We start from the raw sequence: 17,648 nt of genomic DNA, 5'->3' as shown, positions 1-17,648 counted from the left end.
GTTGACGACCTTCTCCCGGCGCACGCCGAGGGGCGCACGCCGGGAAGCCTACTGGACCTGCCGCGGGCTAAGACTCCGCGGAGCGTCCGGTGGTTGAGGAACGACGGTCACATGTTCGCTACGAAGCCGGGCGCGCACCGAAGCGCGCCCGGCACCCGTCACGCCTTGGGGCGCAGCGTCCACACGATGGTCATCTCGCCGGTCACGGCGCCGTCCTCGCGGGTGATCGCCACGTGCACCGGGAACTCCGGGCGCTGCCCGGCGTCCAGCTCCGCCAGCACCTCGGCGGCCGGGCGGCCGAGCTCGGCGGTCGCGGTGACCGGGCCCATGGCCAGCTTCTTGTAGCCGATCTCGGCCTTCACGGCGAGGGGCACGGCCCGGTGCAGCTGGTCGCCGAAGGCGGCCAGGACGATCGCGCCGCTGGCGGACTCGGCCAGGGTGAACATGGCGCCGGCGTGCGGGCCGCCGACGTGGTTGTGGTAGGCGGGCTGGTCGTCGAGGCGGAGCACGGCGCGCTGGGCGGTCGTCTCCTCGAAGACGAGGTCGAGGGTGCGGACCATGGGAACGGTGGCCGTCAGGGCCTCGCCGACCGAGGGAATCGTCTGGGACATGGGCTGCAAGTTACCAGCGAGTAGCCGGGGCGGGAAGGCCCTGACGCTCCCCGGGAGGTCACAGACGGCCCGGGGACCCTTATGGTTGTCGGCCATGTGGCCAGGACAGCAGCAACCCGGGGGCGGGCAGAACCCGCAGCCCAACCCGTACCAGCAGCCGGGCTACCCGCAGCAGCCCAACCCCTATCAGCAGCCGCCCGGGTACCAGCAGCAGCCGAATCCCTACGCCCAGCCGGGCGGTCCCCAGCCCGGCGGTCAGTGGAACGCCCCGGGCATGCCGCCCCAGCCGCCGCAGCCCCCGAGGCCGGGCCGCAACCGGCGCACGACGCTGATCGCGGCCTCGGCCGCGCTCGCGGTGGTCGCGGCCGCCGTGGTGACCGGCGTGGTCGTCCTCAAGGGCGGCAAGAACGACGACAAGGGCCCCGAGAACAACAACGTGGCCAAGGGCACGGCGACCTCGGCCCCCGCCACGCCCTCGCCGGCCGGGTCCTCCGCCGCGCCCCCGGCCCCCGAGGACAACCCGCGCGCCGGCGTGGACGTCAAGCCCGTGATACCCGGCTGGAAGACGGTCGTCAGCACCAAGCGGCAGAACGCCTTCGACGTGCCGCCGGACTGGAAGGTCAACCCGGCGGGCACGTCCACCGGTTTCGAGCTGGACGGCAAGCCCATCGCCGTCATGACCTCCACCGCCTCGTACAAGTCGGGCGAGTGCAGCAAGAACGACGAGCGCGGCAAGGCCGGCTCGAAGGGCGCCCAGGGCGCCAAGAGCGAGGCCGACGCCGCCGAGACGGAGGCCCTCAACTGGGTCTGGGCGGCCTTCGACAAGAAGAAGACCGGCACCTTCGACCACACGAAGGCCCAGCCCTACACCAGTGACCACGGCATCAGCGGCTACTGGGCCTCCGCCAAGGTCACCGGCGTGCAGAAGACCGACAAGTGCTCCACGGACGGCAAGTCCTTCACCGTCACCTACAAGACGGCCTCCGGCGACCTGGCGACCTGGGTGCTGTACGCGGGGACCGGCTTCGACGGCGAGCTGCCCGACGACACGATCAAGAAGATCATGAGCACGCTGCGGCCGTACACCCCGTCCACCACCTGATCGCCCACCGGGACGTCACCCCACCCCGAACGCACCCGCCGGCGGCTCCGGCGAGCCCGTGGCGTCCGCGTCGGTGACCGGCGCGGCGCCGGCCGCGAAGCGGGCCAGCCGCGGCCCGTGCTCCACGCGGGCCGGGAAGGCGTCGGCGGCCGCGCGGCGCGCGACGGCCGCGACCGGCAGCTCCTCGTGCGCCGCGACGAGCACGGCGTTGCCGAAGCGGCGGCCCCGCAGCACCGGGGCCTCCGCGATCAGGCACAGGTGCGGGAAGACCGAGGCGAAGGTGGCCACCTGGGAGCGGAGGAAGGTGAACGGGGCGCCGTCGGCGAGGTTGGCGACGTAGTGGCCGTCCGGGCGCAGCACCCGGGCGGCCGTCCGCGCGTACTCGGCCGAGGTGAGGTGGGCCGGCACCCGTGAGCCGCCGAAGACGTCGGCCACGATCACGTCGGCGGAGGCGTCCGGGGACTCCTCCAGCACAGCTCGCGCGTCCCCGGCCGTGACGGCGATGCCGGACCCGGCGGGCAGCGGCAGGTGTTCGGCGACGAGCGCGATGAGGCCGCGGTCCGCCTCGACGACGCGCTGCACGGAGCCGGGCCGGGTCACGGCCACGTACCGGGGCAGCGTCAGGGCGCCGCCGCCCAGGTGCAGCACGTCCAGCGGCCGACCGGGCTCGGCCACCTCCTCCAGGACGTACGCCAGCCGGCGCGCGTACTCGAACTCGAGGTGGGCCGGGTCGTCGAGGTCGACGTACGACTGCGGGGCACCGTCGACGGTGAGCAGCCAGGCGCGGTCCCGGTCGACGTCGGGCAGCAGCTTGGCGGTGCCGGAGTCGACGTCGCGGGTCACGGGGAGGGGTTCGTCCACTCCCCCATTCTCGTACGGGTTCAGGGCACCGAGGTCACCGTCCCGTGCCCCAGCACACCGGCCTCGCCGCGCACGGCGAAGGCCATGCCCTCCTCGACCGGGAGGGGCCGGCCCAGGGCCACGGTGGCGGTCCCGGCGTCGCCGGGCGTCAGCGTGCCCGGCACCATGGCGGTGCGCAGCTGGAGACGCAGGGGGCCGCGCGGGGGCGCCGGCAGGTGGACGCGGGCGGTGAAACCCCGGGCGAGGACGATGCTGCCGGGCACGGCGAGCACGTCCCCGCGCCGCAGTCCCGCCGCGGCGGGCCCGCCGAGCGTCGCCGTCACCACGTCGCCGGCCTGCGCGGCCTCCAGCGTCTTGCCGAAGGTGCGCACGGCGGTGACGGTGGCGGTGCGGCCGCTCGGGGTCAGGGCGGCGCGGTCGCCGGGCCGCAGCGTGCCGCGTTCGAGGACGCCGGTGACGGTGCCGTCCGCGGCGTCCTCCACGGCCAGCAGGAACGGCGCCTGCGTGTACCGGACGGGCGTGGGGACGCAGGTGTCGACCGCGTCCAGCAGGGCCTGGACGGAGGCGACGGCGTGCGGGGAGACCTGGACGACGGGGGTACGGACGGCGTCGAAACCGTGCGCGGCCAGCAGCCGGCGCACGTCCTGCTCGGCGGTCCGGACCCGGCCGGGCCCCGCCTCGTCGGCCCGGGTGAGGGCGACGACGAGGTGACGGGCCCCGGCGGCGTGCGCGAGCAGCAGGTGCTCGGCGGTCCCGGGTGGCACGCCGCCGGTGGCCGCGACGACGAGGACGGCACCGTCGAGCGCGGGCAGCTGCCGCGCGGCCCCCGGCACGTCGGCGTGGGCGTAGTGGCGGGTCCCGGTCTCGTACTCGGTGCGCAGGGCGGCGGGGCCGGCGGGCGGTGCGGCGCCGAGGAGCCGGGCGACGGCGGCGGTGAGCGTGGTCTTGCCGTGGCCGGCGGGCCCGAGCGTGGCGATGTTGAGGTGCGGTTTGGTGCGTACGTACGCCTGCGGCTTCACGCCCCGATGCTCGCTCACCGCCGCCGCGGGATCGACCGGTTTTCGCTCCGGCCTGCGGCGTTCCGCGGCCCTGCGCAAGGGCCGCGTGGCCGAACAGGAAGAGGCCGTTCGTCGAGTGTCCGGTTGCGGCTCGCCGACATCGGCCCGGGCAGGGGGCCGTGTCGGTTACGCTCCTTCGATGCTGGATACCGCCGTGCCGCCTCCCGGACCCACCGGGCGTCGTGCCCGTGCACTGCTCTCGCCGTGGGTGCGGCTGGGTGTTCTGGCCGTCCTGTTGTGCGGCGCGGTGGTGGCAGTGATCGCCCTGCGCCCGGAGCGGCTGCTCGCCGACGGGTGGGCGGGGCAGCCGGGTGCCGCGTCGGTGGTGGTGTTCGCGGCGGCGTACGGGCTGTGCACGGCGGCGTTCGTGCCGCGGCCGGTGCTGAACGTGGCCGCGGGTGCCCTGTTCGGCGCCCCGATGGGCACCGCGGCCGCGGTGGTGGGGACGGTGCTGGGCTCCGGCGTCTCCTTCGGCCTGGGCCGGCTGCTGGGGCAGAGCGCGTTGCGGCCGCTGCTGCGCGGCCGCTGGCTGCGGGCGGCGGACCGGCAGCTGAGCCGGCACGGCTTCCGCTCGATGCTGGCCCTGCGGCTCTTCCCCGGCCTGCCGTTCGCGGCGATCAGCTACTGCGCGGCGGTCTCCCGCATGGGCTGGGGTTCCTTCCTTCTGGCCACGGGGGTGGGCACGGCACCGAACACGGCGGCGTACGTCATCGCCGGCAGCCACGCGACGTCCCCGACGTCGCTGCCGTTCCTGGCGGCCTCGGGCTTCCTCGCGGTCACGGGCGCGGCGGCGGTGATCGTCGCCTGGCGCCGCAAGGGCCGCCTCCCGAAGAACCTCCTGCGCCGCGGCCGGAAGGCCACCGAGGAGGGCTGAGGGGGCTGAGGGGGGCCGGGAACAGCCGGCGGCCGGGCCATCCCCCGTATGACCCGGACACCGGCGGACGCACCGGGGCACCGCCCGACGGGGCGGACGGCCGGTCGCCGTCCTGAGTATATTGGCCCGGAGCCAGTCAACGCAGGAGCCGAACCCATGTCACCCCGCAGCGCAGAGGTGAACGAGGAGTTGCGCCGCCGCTCGTGCGAGCGGTTGCTGAAGGCCGCCGTCGAACTGGTGGAGGAGCGCGGGTACGAGGCGACGACGCTGGCGGACATCGCCGGCCGGGCCGGCGCTGCGCGCGGGCTGATCTCCTATTACTTCCCGGGCAAGCGCCAGCTGTTGCAGTCCGCCGTGCACCGCCTGATGCACCTGCGGCTGGCGGCCGCGCTGGAGCGGGAGCCGCGCACGGAGGACGGGCGCGAGCTGCTGGCCCGCGCCATCGACGCCGTCCTGGGGCTCGCCGTGGACCGGCCGCGGCTGATGCGGACGCACATGGCCGGCATCCTCACCGCCGAGGGCTTCATCCAGTGCCCCGAGCAGCAGCGCCTGGCGCAGCTGCTGCGCGAGACGGTGGACCGCTACGGCGCCGCGGACGCGGAGACCGATTACCGGCTGCTGCGCGCGCTGCTGATGGGCGCGGTGGTGGCGGTGCTGCTGCCGGGCGCGCCGATGCCCGTGGAGCGGCTGCGGGCCGAGCTGTTCCAGCGGTACGGGCTGGACTGGGAGTTGGGCGTCCCGCCCGGCCGTCCGCTTTCGGCCAGGTGATCGACGGGCTCGCACCGGGTCTGAGAGAGTGCCCGCATGACGGAGCAGAACTTAACCAACGATCCCAAGGACGCGATCGCCCTCCGTGTGAAGGAGGAGGCGGTCCGGCGGCTCGCCCTGCGGCGCGAGGTCGACCTGGACCTGTCGGCCGTGGCCGAGGGCGCCGGGCAGGACCTCGACGCGGTGCGGCAGCGCTTCGCCGACGAGGAGGCGCTGCTGACGGCGCTGGTCCTCGACGCGTACAACGCCATGAGCGACAGCGCCGAGGCGGCGGCCGGGGCCGCCGCGGCCGGCGGCGCCGGGCTGCTGGAGCGGTGGACCGCGATCTGCGGCGGCGTCCGCACATGGGCCCTGGCCCACCCCGACGAGTACGCCCTGATCTGGGGCCAGCCCGTGCCCGGCTACAGCGCGCCGCCGGAGACGATGGCCGCGGGCGCCCGCACCGTGCTCGCCCTCGTCGCCGTGCTGCGGGACGCGCAGCAGCAGGGCGTCCTGTCCGACGAGGGCGGCGAGCCGCTGTCCGAGGGCATGCGGCAGAACGTGGAGAACCTGGCCGGGGGCCTGCTGGCCGGGCTGTCGCACACCACCATCGCGCGCCTGCTGGTCGTCTGGACCCAGCTGCACGGCATGGTCGGTTTCGAGGTGTACGGGCACATCGCCGGCGTGGCCGCCGATCCCGCCGCCTTCTTCGGTCACGCGACCGCCGCCATGGGCGAGTTCGCCGGACTGCCGCGTGCGTAACGCCTGAAAAGGACCGGCCGGGCCGGCCGCCGCCGCGTGTCAGCGGGCCGTCAGTACGATCTCCCACACTCGGGCATCACAACGGCTTTCTCGTGAGGGAGACAAGTGATGCTCGCAGCCGAACGGACCGTCCTGGACTGGCCGTTCCCGCGGACGGTCTCGGGCTGCCCGGCCTCGGTCCTGGCCGAACTGAGAGAGGCCCCGCCGTGTGCGGTGCGCCTCCCGGCCGGTGCCGCGGAGTCGCGCAGGGCGTGGCTGGTGACCAAGCACGCCGACGTCAAGCAGGCCCTGAAGGACCCGCGGCTGAGCGCCGACGAGCTGCTGCCGGACGCGCCGGTGCGCATCCAGCTGCCGCCGGGCGAACGCCCCAGCTCGTTCCTGCGGATGGACGACCCCGAGCACGGCCGGCTCCGCGGCATGATCGCCACCGAGTTCACGGCGCGCCGCGTCCGGGCGCTCCGCCCGGCCGTGCAGCGGCTCGTCGACGACCTGCTCGACGACCTGGCCGCGCACGACGGCCGCCGGGCCGACCTGCACGACACGTTCTCCCGGAAGCTGCCCACCCTCGTCATCGCGCGGCTGCTGGGCGTGCCCGACGAGGACTCGCCCTGGTTCATCGAGAAGACGCAGGTCACCATCGCCCAGGGCGACCCGGAGCGGTCGTACGCCGCGTACACGGAGATGACGGCCTACCTGGGCGAGCTCGCCACGCGCAAGCTGACCGAGCCGCAGGACGACCTGATGAGCCGGCTGGCCCACGACCACATGGCCACGGGCCACATCGGCCTGGACGAACTCGTGGGCATCGCCCGCCTGGTGCTGGTGGCGGGCCACGAGACCACCACCAACCAGATCGCCCTCAACATCCTCTCCCTGCTGAAGGACGACGCGCTGCGCGCGAAGGTGCTCGCCGGGGACGGCGCGCTCGTCCCGCAGTACATCGAGGAGTCGATGCGCTACTGGTCGATCTCGCAGGACGCCATCGTGCGCCTGGTGACGGAGGAACTGGAGCTGGGCGGCGTCACGATGCGCGTCGGCGACGCCGTGGTCATCTCCATCCCCGCCGCCAACCACGACCCGTCCGTCTTCCCCGACCCGGACCGCATCGACGTCGACCGCGACACCAGCAAGCACCTCCAGTGGGGCAACGGGCCGCACTTCTGCCAGGGCGCCCCGCTGGCCCGGCTGGAGATGGACCTCGCCCTGCGCGGTCTGTTCGGCCGCTTCCCCACGCTGCGCCTGGACACCGACGACCCCAACAGCCTGTTCCGGATCGGCACGGTCTTCCACGGCGTCACCCACCTGCCGGTCGCCTGGTGACCGGTTCCGCCCTTTCTCCCCTCCCCCCTCTCAGCTCCCTCAGCAGGAGACCAGCGGATGAGCACTGACACGCGTACGCCCGCCACCGCCGTCGCGGCGGAGCCCGCGGCGACGAACCGGGGCCCCTCGTGGGGCGCCCTGGCCGTGGTGATGACCGGCACCTTCATCACCGTCCTCGACTACTTCATCTCCAACGTGGCCGTCCCCTCCATCCAGGAGGACCTGGGCGCCACCGCGGCACAGGGCCAGATGGTCATCGTCGGCTACGGCGTGGCCTTCACCGCCGGCATGATCACCGGCGGCAAGATCGGTGACCTCTACGGCCGCCGGCGCATGTTCATGCTCGGCCTCGCGCTGTTCACGCTGGCCTCGGCCGGCTGCGGGCTCGCGCCGTCCGCCGAGGCCCTGATCGCGCTGCGGATCGCGCAGGGCGCGTCCGCCGCGCTGATGGTCCCGCAGGTGCTGGGCATCATCGGGTCGGTGTACACCGGGCCCAGCCGGGCCAAGGCGTTCACCGTCTACGGCCTGGTGGTCGGTCAGGCGGCCGTGTTCGGCCAGGTCATCGGTGGCGTGCTCATCACGGCCGACGTCGCGGGCCTCGACTGGCGGTCGATCTTCCTCATCAACGTGCCCATCGGTGCGGTGGCGCTGGCCTGTGCGGCCCGTACGGTCCCGGAGTCGCGGGGCGCCGAGGGGGCGCGGCTGGACCTGCTGGGCGCGCTGCTGACCACCGCCGCGCTGGTGCTCGTCGTCTACGCGCTGGTGCAGGGCCGCGAGGACGGCTGGCCGGCGTGGAGCTGGGCCGCCCTGGGCTCCGGCGCGGTGCTGTTCGCCCTGGCCGTGGCGCACTTCGCGCGGCGCGGCCGGCAGGGGCGCAGCCCGCTGATCGACCTCTCGCTGTTCCGGGTGCGCAGCTTCTCGGTGGGCCTGTCCGCCACACTGGCGTACTTCCTGGCGATGGGCTCCTTCTTCTACCTGCTGGCGCTCTACCTCCAGCAGGGCCGGGGCCTGTCCCCGCTCCAGTCGGGCCTGCTGTTCTTCGCCCTGGGCGCCGGGTTCTTCGGCAGCTCCGTGCTGCTCTCCCCGAAGCTCGGTGCCCGCCTCGGGCAGCAGCTGCCGACGGTCGGCACGCTCACGCTGGCGGTGGGGTACGGCCTCGTCGGGCTGACGGTCGCCGTGTCGGGCCTGTCCGCGTCGGTGCTGTGGCTGGTGCCCTCGCTGGTGGTGGCCGGTGCGGGGATGGGCATGACGACGGGGCCGCTGACGAACGTGGTGCTGTCCGGGGTCGACCCCGAGCACGCGGCCTCGGCGTCGGGCGCGCTCAACACCGCCCAGGAGGGCGGCGCGGCCATCGGCGTGTCGGTCGCGGGCACGGTCTTCTTCCCCGTCCTGGGTGCGGCCGCCCGGCCCGCCGACTACCCGCACGCCTTCGACGTGGCGCTGATCCCCCTGGCCGTGTTCTGTGTGACGGCCGCCGCGCTGATGCAGCTGCTGCGGCGCCGCGCCGCGGCCTGAGCGCCGCGGCCCCGGAACGCGGGGGTCCCGGCCGACGGTCCGGCCGGGACCCCCGCTCCCGTACCCGCACCCGTTCCCTCCCCGCCGGAGCTTGTCATGCCCATGATCACCTTGCCTCACGACGGCACCCGGCTCTTCTACAACGACTGGGGCACCGGCCGCCCCGTGGTCCTCCTCAACGCCGCCATGCTCAACTCCCGCATGTGGGAGTTCCAGGCCCCCCACCTCGCCGCCCGCGGCCTGCGCTGCATCACCTACGACCGGCGCGGCACCGGCCGCTCCGACTGGCCCTGGCACGGCTACGACTACGACACGCTCGCCGACGACCTGGCCGCGCTCCTCGACCACCTCGACCTGCGCGACGCCGTGCTGGTCGGCTACGCCTGCGGCGGCGGCGAGGCCGTGCGGTACCTGGCCCGGCACGGCACCGGCCGGGTCGGCGCGCTCGCGCTCGTCGCCTCCACCACGCCGCTGATGATGCGCACGCACGACAACCCCGGCGGGCTGGAGCCCGCCGGGTTCGAGGAGGCGCTGGCCACGATGGCCGGCGACCGGCCCGCGTTCGTGGCGGACCAGGCCGGCTGCTTCTTCGGCGAGGGGCCGGACGCGGCGGGGGCGGCACTCTCCCCCGCCCTGCGGCAGTGGATCACGGGCCTGGCCCTCGACTGCTCGCCGAGGGCCGCCCTGGAGATCTACCGCACGCTCTTCCGCACCGACCAGCGGGCCGAGGTCGCCGCGGTGGACGTGCCCACCCTGATCGTGCACGGCGACGCGGACCAGGGCGCGCCCTACGCGCTGTGCGCGACGGCCACCTCGGCGCTGCTGCCGGACGCGAGGTTCGTACGGTACGAGGGCGCCGCGCACGCGCTGTTCGCCACGCACGCGGGGCGGCTGGCCGAGGACCTGCGGGCGTTCGCCGTCTCGTCCTCCCACCGCGCGAGCGCTTCGCGCAGCTCGGGGCAGTCGCCGACGGCGACGGGCCGGCCGACCTCGGTCAGCATCGGCAGGTCGGAGACGTGATCGCCGTACGCGAAGCAGTCGGCGGGGTCGACGTGCGGGTAGGCGGCCAGCAGCGTGCGCACGGCGGCGCGCTTGCCCTCGCCGATGACCGGCCGGCCCCGCAGCTCCCCGGTGAAGACCGGCCCGCACCGCTCCAGCCGGGTGGCCAGGACGTGCCGGGCGCCGACGGCCTCGGCGACGGGGGCCAGCAGTTCGGGGAGCGAGCCGGACACCAGGGCGATCACGGCTCCGTCGGCCCGGTGCCGCAGCAGCCGTTCGCGCGTGGACTCCACGAAGAAGCCGCCGCGGGCGACCCGTTCGTCGTACCAGCGCCGGGCCAGCCGGCCCACCTCCGCGGCGGGCTCGCGCCGCCAGACGCGGCAGAAGGAGCGGTTGAGCGCGTCGCGCGGCTCGCCGGCCGCGGCCCGGGCGCGCATCTCGGCGTCCAGCGCGAGGGCGCGGTCCGCACCGGCGGGCCCGTACCGCTCGCGGAGGTAGTAGTGCAGGAACTCCACGAGCCCCTTGCAGGTGATGAGCGTCTCGTCGACGTCGCAGAACACCAGGTGGTCACGCACCGGCAAGGGACACCTCCCGGGCCGCGTCCGCCTCGGCGAGGACGGCGCTCGCGTACGCGGCGGCCGCCGCGTCGGCGTTGAGCGCCCGGTGGGCCGCGACCGTGTGCACGTCGCGCCAGCAGCGCTGGAGCTCGCTGTCGCCGCAGGCGTGCACGCCCGCGGCGCGGAAGAGCCGTTCGACCCCCTTGACGAGCAGGTGGGCGGCGGCCGCCGCGTCGCGCTGGTTGCTCGCCACGGTCCGCTCGGTGACGACGCCGGTCTCCGCGCGCACGGCGGCCGACTGGAGCAGCAGCTGGGCCGCCTCGATGTCGCCGGCGGAGCGGGTGAGCGTGCGGTGCAGCCCTCCCGGGTCCCGGCCGCTGCGGCCGCGGGCGGCGGCCCACGCCGCCCACACCTCCAGGGCGTGCCGGGCGGCGCCCAGGGCGGTGGCGCAGAAGACGGGCCCGCTGACCAGGAGCGCCGGCACGCTGTGGCAGCGCGACCGGCCCGGTCCGCCGGCCCCGCGTAACAACTCGGCGAGGGGGAAGGCACGGTGGGCGGGGACGACGGCGTGTTCCACGACGACGGTGTGGCTGCCCGTGCCGCGCAGCCCGGTGCTGTCCCAGGAGTCGCGGACGGCGAAGTCGGCCGCGGGCACCGCGCACAGCCAGGGCGCGGGGCCCTCGGGCGTGGGCAGGGTCACGGCGAGCAGGGCCCACTCGGCGAAGTGGGCGCCGCTGACGCACTGCCACTCGCCGCTCAGCACCCAGCCGTCGCCGCGCGGTGCGGCGGTGCCGGCGGGGTTGACGGCGGCGGCGATACGGACGTCGGGACTCCGGGACCACAGGTCGTGCTGGCCGCGCTCGGGCAGGTAGGCGGCGAAGCGGCTGTGGGTCGCCCACAGGGCGCCGCACCACGCGGCGGAGGCGTCGGCGACGGCCACCGCCGTCACTGCGGCGACGAGTTCGGGGAAGCCGCCCTCGGAGCCGCCCCAGCGGCGGGGCACGAAGTAGCGGCAGAAGCCGGCCTCGGTCAGCGCCTGCGCGGTGGCGGGGTGCAGCCGGCGGCGTTCCTCGGCGGCCACCGCGTCGGCCGCCGCCGAGAGGGCGGCGATCTGCGGAAAGGTGACCGGTGCATGGGTCTCGACCTCGGTGTTACGCGGCATGTGAGGGGCCTGGAACATGTAGTGAACTCCTCGGCGGGGAACTATAATTCCTTCATGCAGGTATGTTCTATCGGTGGACTGCTTGCCGACCACCAGTCCGATCTCTCTTCCGGGAGGGCGTCTTGCCCAAACAAGCGCGGGCCCTGCGTACGTACGACCGGGTCCTGGACGCCGCGGCGAGCGAGTTCGCCCTCAAGGGCTACGCCAGGACCAACCTGCAGCACGTGGCCGACCGCACGGGCCTGACCAAGGGCGCCGTCTACGGCCACTTCTCCTCGAAGGAGGAGCTCGCCGGGGTGCTGGAGCACCACTTCGAGACGGTGACCGACGACCTCCTGTGCCATGCCCGCCAGTCGGGCGCACCACCGGTGGACCGGCTCGGCTCACTGGTCCGTTCGCTGGCCGACCTGTTCGAGAAGGACGTCCGGGTGCGCGCGGCCCTGCGGCTGACGGCCGAGATGCCGCGCCCCGACGGCTGCCCGCCCCCGGTGCTGGACGGGATCCAGCGCGACACCCGCGCCCTGCTGCGCGAGATACAGGACGCGGGCCGGCTCCACCCGTCCCTGCCGCCGGAGACCGTCGCCGATCTCGTGGTGGCCGTGCTGTTCGGCACGCACTACACGACGACGGCCTGCGGGCAGGAAGGGCTGGGCAGCAGAGTGCACGCCATGTGGGACGTGCTCAGCTCCGCACTGCTGGACCACGGCGCCCAGGACGGGCCGGGCGCCTGATCGAGCGTCAGGAGCGCGCGGCACCCAGGGGCACCGGCTCGGCCGGCGCACCGGCGGTGGCCTCCGCCGCCACGGGCCGCGGGCTCCACACCGTACGGGCCGAGGACGCCACGGCGTCCCCCTGGAGGGCGTCCAGGACGAGCCGGACCGGGCCGTCCGGGCCGTCGACCCGGGTCTCCTCGCGTACCACGAGCCGGACCGGTTCGTCGAGTTCGGCGAACGCCCCGCACTCGGCATCCACGGAGGTGAGCGTGTACGCCTCCGGGCCGCCGGGCGCCGCGGAGCCGCCGTGCGTCCGCAGGTGGCCCAGCTGCCGGAAGCCCTCCAGCATCACCATGAACGGGACGTGGTCGGTGGGGTGGTCGAAGAGGATCGCGTGGTCCAGCGGCGGCCGCAGCAGCCACTCGCCGGGCCGCTCCCCCGCCTCCAGCACGCAGTCCTTCGAGCGCAGCCGGCCGACCTGATGCGGCGGCATCGTCCGGGGCCCGCCCGGACCGGCCAGGCGCGCCGCGGCGGCGGTCACGCTCGCGGCGTCGGTGGACCTGCGGCGCAGCAGGGCGTAGCTCCGCGGCGGGACGGCGAGTCCGCGCAGGCCCCCCCGGCCGCACGGACGCCCGTCGACGACCAGGCTGAGCTCCAGCCGGAAGTCGTAGCGGCGGGGCGGTCTGAGGTCCTCCCAGGCCCAGCGGGCCTCCAGGAAGACGAGTTGCGGGGCGTGGCCGACCCGCAGGGCCTCCGGGTCCGTGATCTCGAAGTCGAGACCGCGGGCCACGAAGGGGTGGCCCTGCGGCACGGAGAACTCCGCGTGGGCCAGGTAGAAGGCGGCCTGACGGATCGTCTCCGCGAGCAGCAGAGGATCGGCCAGGCCGTGGTCGTCGGGGTGGTAGAGCGCGTGGTCGCGCGGCCATTGGGCCGCGACGAGGAAGCGCCCGTCGTCCTCGCGGATGCCGTCGGTGACGAACACCTCGGCCACGGCGGCCCGGTGGACCAGCTGCCGCGAGACGGGTTGTAAGAAGGAGAGTCCTGTGGATCGAGTGGTGGACGTCATTGCCGGATCGCCCTCGGTGCTGACACCATCCACCGGTACGGCAGAGCGCTGGTACATGTCTTTTCCCCCGCCCAGAATCGAGAAGTCACGCTACGGACCAACGTTCGAACAGTCAGGGTGCGCTCAATAAATATACCTTTCGGAAGGTATATTACAAGGGGCGGGGATGAAGGTCGTGCACAGCGAGGCACCGCAAGAGCAAGTGGGGAGTGACCATGAAGGTCGACAGCGACCGACAGACACGGCGTGACGCATCGCCGGCGGCCAAGGGAGTGCCGCAGCTGAAGCAGGAGCGCGCCATCCGGACCCGCGCCGTCATCCTGAAGGCCGCCGCCGCGGCCTTCGCCGAACGGGGCTTCCCCAACGTCACGATCGTGGACATAGCCGACCGTGCGGGCATGACCAAGGGAGCCGTCTACTTCCACTTCGGCAGCAAGGAGGCGCTGGCCCTCGCCGTGGCCGAGGAGTTCTACCGGTACCTCACCCACACCATGCGGCCGGCGCTGGAGAAGGACCAGGACCCGGTCGACAAGGTGGCCGACCTGCTGCGCCGCGCCGCCGCCTCGTTCCGGGACGACCCCATCACCCAGGCCGGCGCCCGGCTCCAGATCGAGCGTCAGTACATCGGCGTCGACATGCCGCTGCCCTACGTCGGCTTCACCGACCTCATCGCGAGCCTGCTCCAGCAGGGCCTGGAGCAGGGGCTGCTGCCCGAGGGCGCGACGCCGGAGGCGCTCGCCCGGGTGCTGGTGTCCGCCGTCTTCGGCGCCCAGCACATCTCCTGGGTCCTGGAGGACCGTTCGGACGTCGTCGAGCGCACCCAGGAGGTCCTGGACGCGGTGCTCTACCTCCCGCGGCAGCAGCGGGCCGCCCGCGAGCCGGTGGGCCGGTAGCACCGGCCCCGGGCGCGCGGCCCGCCCTCCGGGCGGCTAGTCCATCAGGGCGGCCTCGACCCAGCGCTGCACGCCGCGCGCCCGCATCCGGTGCAGCCGGCCCACCGAGTCGGCGACCTCCGACGGGCCGCCGACCGACAGGAACTTCTCCCGCACCAGCTGGGAGTGGCGCGCGCGGGTGTCCGGGCCGGCCGCGCCGACCGGGATGAGACGCTCGCGGCTGACGGTGCGTCCGTCGGTCAGGCGCACGGTGACCCGGGCGCCGGTGGCCTTGGTGGAGCGGGAGAAGTCCCGCTCCACCGGCTCCGCCTCGCCCACCAGCTCCACCAGCTCGTCCCCGCCGAAGTCGCGCAGCCAGGGCGTGGCCAGCGGCCCGGCCTCCCGGACGGCCTCACCGAAGGGCGCCTCGGAGCGGAACAGCTCCCGCGTCATCTCCGCGTCGTGCTCCAGCCGCACCCGGTCCGCCAGCTGCCAGCGGCGGCGCTCGTCGACGCGCGGCGAGGAGAAGTCGTCGACGGTGAACTCGCCCGTCAGCAGCGTGGTGGCGACCGGGTAGGGGACGTCGAGGACGAGGGCGCCGAGCGGCGAGCCGGGACCGGTGACGTAGCGGGCGGCGCGGCGGCCGGCGAACAGCGTGTAGAGGGACGCCTCGACGACGATCTCCTCGACGTCGTCGGGGTGCACCGGCCCGATGGCGCGGTGGATCTCCATGGCGCAGTCGACGGCCGCGTCGATGCCGGGGCCGCCGGGGTGCATCTTGAACGACAGGGTCTCGGTGTGCCACCGCTGGCCCAGCCCCTCGGTGATGACCTCGGGCAGCGGGACGGTGGCGAAGCGGGCGAGGAAGCCGTCCTGGTGCTCCATGATGTCGGAGGCGCCGCGCAGCCCGGCCTCGGCGGCGTCGCACGCGTCCATCGCGGTGCGCACCGGCGTGAAGGTGTTGAAGAGCCGGGCGTCGCTGGCCAGGAAGGCGCGCATGAGCGGCCAGTTGGGCATGGCGAAGGCCAGGCCGAAGGCGTTCTCCCACAGGGGGGCGGGGGCCCGCTCCAGGTAGAGGCGGCCGGCGACGGCCCCGGCGAGGTGGGTGTGGACGGCGCTCTGGCCGCGCAGCGGGCCCAGTGTGGCGGCGGCGGTGATGCGGGCGGCGCACTCGTTGGCCACCACCACCGCCGTGAGCAGCGACAGCCCGTCCAGCCGGCGCGCGTAGGCGTAGGCGAGGGGCACGGCGACGGTGGAGTTGGACAGGTGGCCGGCGTACGCGGTGTCGTCGAGGTTGAGCCAGGAGCCGAGGGCGGCCAGCACGCCGGCGGCGGCCCGGGGGTCGCTCTGCACGGGGTGGCCGAACGCGGAGATCAGCATCCGGCCCAGCGGGTGCTCCAGGCCGGCGCGTATGGAGGCGACCTGCGACAGCACCTGGCTGGCGGCGAGTTTGAGGACGCGGCAGGGGATGTCGTCCGCGTGCAGCCCGGCGGCCCACCGGGACAGCTGCGCCAGCGGCGTGGCGTGCGGGTCGGAGGTCCAGGGCGCGGAGGAGGCGGCGGGCCGGCCCGGCGGCAGCCCCCACTGCTCGCACAGGGCCCGTACGAGATCGGTACGGAGGACATCACCAGTTGGGCCGGCCATGTTGCAACACCCCTTGGGGAGGGACGGGAGGAGACGGGAAAGGGAGCGGTGGGCGCACCCACCGCTCCCTCGACGGGCCGGGGGCCCGGTTGATCAGGCGGCCGGCACCTTGTCCAGGAAGCCGTAGACGCCCTTGATGCGGCCGTCCTCGCCGGTGACGATCACGTCGAAGCCGATCGCGATGGGCTCGGCGCCCGCCTCGGTGACCAGGCCCCACTGGAAGCGGGCCTGCCGGTGGTGGGCGTCCACGGTGCCGAGGAGCTCGAAGGACAGGCCCTTGAACTGGTCACGGGCCCCGGCGATGACGGCGGCGACGCCCTCGTGGCCGGCGACCTCGGCGAGCGGGTCGATGTAGGGCGCGTCCGCGGTGAACAGCTCGGCGATCTCCTGGGCGCGCTTGTCGGCGTCGGCCTCGTTCCAGATGGCCAGGTAGCGGTTGACGGTGGCGGTGAGGTCGCTCATGGTGACTGACTCCAAGATTTCTCAGCGTGTTCTGCAGGGGTGTTGACGCCGGGGGCGCCAAGTCTCGGGGGCCGCCGCGGTGCGGCGGGGCGGGGTCAGGCCGGGTCCGCCGGGGCCCAGACCGGCAGGGCGGCGGGCACGGCCTCGAAGGTGGCCGTGGTGCCGATGCCGTGCTGGTACTCGCCGTCGTGCTCCAGCGGCAGGCGCTCGCCGTCGGTGCGTTCCACGACGACGGTGCGGCCGCGGGCGTAGACGGTGCCGGGGTGGTCGAGGTGGGCGGCCGTCCTGGTCAGCTCGGGCACGTCCGCGGCGGCGACGGCACCGTCGATGACGCAGACGTCCAGCAGCCCGTCGTCGAGCCGGGAGTGCGGCAGGACGAGGTACTGGCCGCCGCGGTAGGGGCCGCCGCCGACGTTGGCGAGGACGGTGGGCCCCTCGTGGACGACCCGCCCGTCGACGGTGACGCGCCCGGGGTACGGGCGGTAGCCGTCGGCCGTGTCGGCGAACGCGCGGGCGTAGCGGGCGCGTCCGGTCAGCGGCAGGTCGCGCGCGGTGATCAGCGCGTCGGCGATGACGCCGCTGCACGAGCCGAGGAAGACGGCGTTGCCGGTCTCCCGCAGCAGCGCCAGGTCGAGGCGGCGCAGCCGGGCGGTGCCGCCGGGCCCGGAGTCGGCGAGGACGGCCTTGAGGGCGTCCTGCCAGGGACGTTCGCCCCACAGCATGCGGTACGCGGAGTTGCCCGTGCCGCCGGGGACGATGGTCAGGGCGGCGGCGCCGTCCGTGCCGGTGTCGGTGAGGCCCTGCACGATCTCGCGCACCGTGCCGTCGCCGCCGACCGCCACGACCAGGTCCGGCCGGGGGCCGGGGGCGGGGGCGGCTGCGCGGCGGGCCACGTCGGTGGCGTCGCCGGGTGCGGTGGTCAGGTGCACCTCGACGAGGTCGAGGTGGGCCGCGCACAGCTCGGCGATCTCGCGCACCAGGCGCGGGCTGTGACTGCCGGAGGCGGGGTTGGCCACGATCAGGGCCCCGGTGTGGCCCGGGGCTGCGGCTCGGTCGGCCATGCGGGCGTGTTCCTCCTCGTCGGTCGTCGTGGGCGGAGAGGGCAGGATTCGAACCTGCGCAGGCGGTGAAACCCGACCGGGCGTGCGCCCGGACCCCGTTGGGCCACTTCGGGTACCTCTCCCCGTCGCCGGCGGCGGGTGGTCCGGGTCCTGCCCGGCCGCTCCCGGCGACACCCAGAACGATGCCGGAGTGCGCTGACGGCGTGCTGACGTGCCGCTGTCGCGTCAGGCGCCCTTCGTGTAAGCGCGGCGTCAGCGGCTC

At 74.5% G+C, this 17,648-nt stretch carries 17 protein-coding genes, 1 tRNA gene and 1 pseudogene; 9 read left to right on the top strand and 10 right to left on the bottom strand.

Annotated features, from left to right (window positions below; translation table 11 throughout):
• Positions 1-158: 158 nt before the first annotated feature.
• The gene (locus tag IE305_RS04575) at positions 159-611 is read right to left on the bottom strand and encodes a DUF4442 domain-containing protein (protein WP_190128032.1); all 453 of its coding nucleotides are present in this window, start codon (positions 609-611) and stop codon (positions 159-161) included.
• Between the two features lie 94 nt (positions 612-705).
• Here IE305_RS04575 and IE305_RS04570 point away from each other — a divergent pair, with 94 nt between their 5' ends.
• Complete coding sequence (locus tag IE305_RS04570) at positions 706-1,713, top strand: DUF8017 domain-containing protein (RefSeq protein ID WP_190128031.1); 1,008 nt, start codon at positions 706-708, stop codon at positions 1,711-1,713.
• Positions 1,714-1,728: 15 nt separating this feature from the next.
• Here the strand turns inward: IE305_RS04570 and IE305_RS04565 are convergent, their stop codons facing one another.
• Together IE305_RS04565 and IE305_RS04560 are read right to left on the bottom strand one after the other, a co-directional pair.
• Positions 1,729-2,574 carry a spermidine synthase gene (locus tag IE305_RS04565; protein ID WP_190128030.1) on the bottom strand — a complete coding sequence of 282 codons (846 nt, stop codon included), beginning with the start codon at positions 2,572-2,574 and terminating at the stop codon, positions 1,729-1,731.
• 20 nt (positions 2,575-2,594) lie between these two features.
• Positions 2,595-3,593, bottom strand: a complete 999-nt coding sequence (locus IE305_RS04560) for a GTP-binding protein (RefSeq protein WP_190128029.1) — start codon at positions 3,591-3,593, stop codon at positions 2,595-2,597.
• 178 nt (positions 3,594-3,771) lie between these two features.
• On the opposite strand from IE305_RS04560, the gene IE305_RS04555 reads away from it, so the two are divergent.
• The 6 genes from IE305_RS04555 to IE305_RS04530 all read left to right on the top strand — a co-directional run bounded on the left by IE305_RS04555 (position 3,772) and on the right by IE305_RS04530 (position 9,870).
• On the top strand, positions 3,772-4,506 hold the full coding sequence (locus IE305_RS04555; protein ID WP_190128028.1) for a TVP38/TMEM64 family protein: 735 nt from the start codon (positions 3,772-3,774) through the stop codon (positions 4,504-4,506).
• A 156-nt stretch (positions 4,507-4,662) separates the two neighbouring features.
• Positions 4,663-5,274 (top strand): TetR/AcrR family transcriptional regulator, encoded by a 612-nt coding sequence (locus tag IE305_RS04550; protein WP_190128027.1) that lies wholly within the window; start codon positions 4,663-4,665, stop codon positions 5,272-5,274.
• Between the two features lie 36 nt (positions 5,275-5,310).
• The gene (locus IE305_RS04545) at positions 5,311-6,015 is read left to right on the top strand and encodes a TetR-like C-terminal domain-containing protein (protein ID WP_190128026.1); all 705 of its coding nucleotides are present in this window, start codon (positions 5,311-5,313) and stop codon (positions 6,013-6,015) included.
• 108 nt (positions 6,016-6,123) lie between these two features.
• Positions 6,124-7,335, top strand: coding sequence for a cytochrome P450 (locus tag IE305_RS04540; RefSeq protein ID WP_190128025.1), 1,212 nt, complete (start codon positions 6,124-6,126; stop codon positions 7,333-7,335).
• A gap of 57 nt (positions 7,336-7,392) precedes the next feature.
• Complete coding sequence (locus IE305_RS04535) at positions 7,393-8,850, top strand: MFS transporter (RefSeq protein WP_190128024.1); 1,458 nt, start codon at positions 7,393-7,395, stop codon at positions 8,848-8,850.
• 102 nt (positions 8,851-8,952) lie between these two features.
• Positions 8,953-9,870 carry an alpha/beta fold hydrolase gene (locus IE305_RS04530; protein WP_229890521.1) on the top strand — a complete coding sequence of 306 codons (918 nt, stop codon included), beginning with the start codon at positions 8,953-8,955 and terminating at the stop codon, positions 9,868-9,870.
• Here IE305_RS04530 and IE305_RS04525 read toward each other — a convergent pair.
• Both IE305_RS04525 and IE305_RS04520 read right to left on the bottom strand, forming a co-directional pair.
• Positions 9,864-10,364, bottom strand: a pseudogene (locus IE305_RS04525) (HAD family hydrolase); the annotation flags it as partial. The gene IE305_RS04530 and the pseudogene IE305_RS04525 overlap by 7 nt on opposite strands.
• A 52-nt stretch (positions 10,365-10,416) precedes the next feature.
• Complete coding sequence (locus tag IE305_RS04520) at positions 10,417-11,568, bottom strand: acyl-CoA dehydrogenase family protein (protein ID WP_229890519.1); 1,152 nt, start codon at positions 11,566-11,568, stop codon at positions 10,417-10,419.
• A gap of 122 nt (positions 11,569-11,690) precedes the next feature.
• On the opposite strand from IE305_RS04520, the gene IE305_RS04515 reads away from it, so the two are divergent.
• Positions 11,691-12,299 carry a TetR family transcriptional regulator gene (locus tag IE305_RS04515; protein ID WP_190128021.1) on the top strand — a complete coding sequence of 203 codons (609 nt, stop codon included), beginning with the start codon at positions 11,691-11,693 and terminating at the stop codon, positions 12,297-12,299.
• A gap of 7 nt (positions 12,300-12,306) precedes the next feature.
• On the opposite strand, the gene IE305_RS04510 is transcribed toward IE305_RS04515, so the two are convergent.
• A complete protein-coding gene (locus IE305_RS04510; RefSeq protein WP_190128020.1) occupies positions 12,307-13,404 on the bottom strand; it encodes a ScbA/BarX family gamma-butyrolactone biosynthesis protein in 1,098 nt (365 codons plus the stop codon).
• A 158-nt stretch (positions 13,405-13,562) separates the two neighbouring features.
• Between IE305_RS04510 and IE305_RS04505 the strand changes: the two genes are divergently transcribed.
• Complete coding sequence (locus tag IE305_RS04505; RefSeq protein ID WP_190128019.1) at positions 13,563-14,240, top strand: ScbR family autoregulator-binding transcription factor; 678 nt, start codon at positions 13,563-13,565, stop codon at positions 14,238-14,240.
• A gap of 36 nt (positions 14,241-14,276) precedes the next feature.
• Here the strand turns inward: IE305_RS04505 and IE305_RS04500 are convergent, their stop codons facing one another.
• From IE305_RS04500 to IE305_RS04485, 4 genes are all read right to left on the bottom strand, one after another.
• The gene (locus IE305_RS04500) at positions 14,277-15,863 is read right to left on the bottom strand and encodes an MmgE/PrpD family protein (RefSeq protein WP_190128018.1); all 1,587 of its coding nucleotides are present in this window, start codon (positions 15,861-15,863) and stop codon (positions 14,277-14,279) included.
• A gap of 93 nt (positions 15,864-15,956) precedes the next feature.
• Positions 15,957-16,325, bottom strand: a complete 369-nt coding sequence (locus tag IE305_RS04495; RefSeq protein WP_190128017.1) for a nuclear transport factor 2 family protein — start codon at positions 16,323-16,325, stop codon at positions 15,957-15,959.
• A gap of 95 nt (positions 16,326-16,420) precedes the next feature.
• Positions 16,421-17,386 carry a diacylglycerol/lipid kinase family protein gene (locus IE305_RS04490; protein ID WP_190128016.1) on the bottom strand — a complete coding sequence of 322 codons (966 nt, stop codon included), beginning with the start codon at positions 17,384-17,386 and terminating at the stop codon, positions 16,421-16,423.
• A 33-nt stretch (positions 17,387-17,419) separates the two neighbouring features.
• A tRNA-Val gene (locus IE305_RS04485) sits at positions 17,420-17,508 on the bottom strand.
• Positions 17,509-17,648 lie beyond the last annotated feature (140 nt).

Source organism: Streptomyces mashuensis (genome assembly GCF_014654785.1).
In the GTDB taxonomy this organism is placed as follows: domain Bacteria; phylum Actinomycetota; class Actinomycetes; order Streptomycetales; family Streptomycetaceae; genus Streptomyces; species Streptomyces mashuensis.
Note: the sequence above shows the minus strand (reverse complement) of the source record. Positions and strands in the feature narration are given on the sequence as shown.